General features: G+C 68.6%; 3 protein-coding genes. All 3 read right to left on the bottom strand.

All coding sequences use genetic code 11. The features are described 5' to 3' along the window. Positions 1–186: 186 nt before the first annotated feature. Positions 187–681 (bottom strand): O-linked N-acetylglucosamine transferase family protein, encoded by a 495-nt coding sequence (locus VZ95_RS19300; RefSeq protein WP_045777310.1) that lies wholly within the window; start codon positions 679–681, stop codon positions 187–189. Further along, positions 678–1,361, bottom strand: a complete 684-nt coding sequence (locus VZ95_RS19295) for a tetratricopeptide repeat protein (RefSeq protein WP_045777309.1) — start codon at positions 1,359–1,361, stop codon at positions 678–680. Before VZ95_RS19295 ends, VZ95_RS19300 begins: the two co-directional genes overlap by 4 nt. Next, positions 1,286–2,539 (bottom strand): tetratricopeptide repeat protein (locus tag VZ95_RS19290; protein WP_045777308.1); only part of this gene is annotated, 1,254 nt, incomplete at its 5' end. The genes VZ95_RS19295 and VZ95_RS19290, both read right to left, overlap by 76 nt.

Raw genomic sequence — 2,539 nt, 5'->3', positions numbered from 1 at the left:
AGCCGATAGGGCGCGCGCAGGCGCGGGGCCGCGCGTAGGCCCGTGACGCAGGCGCGTAAGGCTTTCGGCGGGTTCGCGAGGCAAATATCGACCGCGCAATCGGTTTGATCGGCGAGCGCGCGCAGGCTTTCCCACAGCAGCCCGAGCGGCGCATCGGCGGACAGGATGACCGAGACCGCTGGCGCATCATGCGTYCGGCAGCACCAGCCGCCCGCCCTGCGCGCGCCAGGTGCGAAACGCCCGCTCGGCCAGCGCTGCGGCTAGGTCCCCAGACGTGCGCGCCGTCCGAATCGGCTGTGCCTCGGCGTGCAAACGGGTCGCCGCAGCTTCGATGAAACGGGCGATCCGCGTGCCTTCGGTTAAAGACGCGGTTTTGACGCGCGCGCGCAAACTCTGGCGCAGATCGGCCCGCCGCGCGGGGTTCTGGGCGAGGGCAATTGCTATAGCGATAAACTCCGCATCGCCCTCCCCACAGAGATCGGCCAAACCAACCGCCGCCAGAATCGAGCGCCCCTGCCGATCCGATGCCCACGGCCCGGCGGCGCTGACGACGGGAACCCCCATCCACAGCGGGTCGAGTAAGCACAGCCCGCCGTTGGCCGGAACCGCGTCGAGGGCAATATCGACCGTTTGATAGAAGCGCAGCAGCGCGGTATAGGAGCAGGGCGGCTGATAGATCACGCGCGCAGGATCAACCCCGGCAGCCGGAGCGCCTCGGCAAAGGCGCGCTGCTGCGGGCTATCTTCGGCCTGAAATCCGACCAGCGCCAAACGCGACCCCGGCACCCCGCTAAAATCTGTGCCCAGGCGGCAAAAGGTTCGCGGCGATAGACGCAGGCCGCGCACGGTGGCCGCGAAGGTGATCGCGCCGTTTTGCGAGGCGGGAAGCGGCCCTGGGGCGGGCGATAGCGCCTCGGGCGGTGGCTCCCACGCCCATTGCCCGCCGGGGATACGCAGAATCTCCTCATCGTAGCGAGCTTCCGCGCCGGGCGGGACGGCGTCGGCGTCGGTCAGTAACGCGTCATAGAGCCCGCCGCCGGTTCCCCAGGTCCCTAGCCACGCGATCTGTACCGGCGCGAGGCGGCGTCCCAGCGCCGAAACGACGCGATCCTGCCCCTCAAAAGCGTGGGGGGCGACAGTATCGATGGCGACATCGATCCGATTGGCGGCAAAGGACTGGGCGAGATCGGTTCCCGACAGCGGCGTTACCGTCACGCCCCAATCGGCCGCCACCAGCGGCGCGTCGGTATAAAGATAGACGCTCACTCGGTCAGGATCATGGGCGGTCAGCACGCGGCGCAGCAGGGAAGCGTGGAGATAGCTCGCCAGATAAGCAATGCGGATTTTATCATCACTGCGCACGGTCGGGCGCGGCGCGGATATCCCCGTTCGGCTGCGCAAGCGCCGATACCAGTGCCGCGCCGCCGCCGCCCGCGCGGGCGGGGGGAGATCCTCATCGAGCCCCGTCGCAAAAAGGCGGCGGTTTCGATCCAGGCCTCGTCGGGAAAACGCGCCTGCGCCAACCGGGCCAATCGGCAGAAGGGGCCATGCCCGTAGCGGTACACGGCCACGCGCAGGGCGTGCCGATAAATCTTCCACGCCTCATAGCGCGGCAGCAGATCGAGCGCGGCTTCGGCCTCAACCGACCCAAGCCCGGCCAAACGCGCCAAGACTTCCCCCGCCGCTTTGACCGACCCGCCGACGTGAATCACCTGCTGGCAGAGGGCGATAGCCTCAGCCCAATCCCCCGGCGCGGCACGGTCGGCCAGCAGCCATGCCGCACGCAACGCGCCATCGGGCCAGTCCTGCCACGCCGCCAGCGCCGCCAGCCCATCATCATAACGGCAATTTTTCTGATAAGTTTCCGCCAGCAAGAGCCGACCGATCTTATCCTCCGGGTGCTGGCGGAGCAGATGGAGCAGCCGCGCTTCGGCCTCCGCCAAACGCCCGCGCCCAAGAAACAGCCCCGCCAACTGCCGCGCCGCGTCCAGGCCATCTGGCGCAAGCTCGACCGCCGTCCGCAGCGCGGCCTCGGCATCCTCCCAGCGGTGCTGGGTTAGCCGAACATGCCCGAGCGCGCGCCAAGCTTCTGCCGCGCTCGGTGCCAGAAACACGGCCCGCTCGGCCAAAGTAGCCGCCTCCGCCACCGATGCCGTGCCGATCCGCGTTGCCGCTTCCAGCAGGAAAGCCGCCTGAATCGCCGCCGGAACATCGCCGCCGGTGAGCGCCACCGTTCGGCGCGCGCTCTCGGCGGCTTTGGCGATGCGCCCAGTACGATGGGCAAGCCACCCCAGCAGGCGATGGGCCTCCACATTATCAGGATCGAAACGGCAAGCGCGCTGACAGGCGTAGAAAGCCGTTTCCAGCCGGTCGCGCTGATCGAGCGTAATGGCCAGCAGCCGCCACAGGTCCGATTGGTCGGCCCGCTGCCACAAACGGCGATGAATGCGGGCGCGCGCGTCGGCAGTCTTACCCTGCTCCAACAGCAGTTGCAGCAGCAGATCCTCGGCCGCCTCCCAGGCCGGGACGAGCGCGAGGGC

This window comes from Elstera litoralis, from assembly GCF_000963705.1.
GTDB lineage: Bacteria > Pseudomonadota > Alphaproteobacteria > Elsterales > Elsteraceae > Elstera > Elstera litoralis.
The sequence above is the reverse complement of the archived record's forward strand: the minus strand, read 5'-3'. Positions and strand labels throughout refer to the sequence as shown.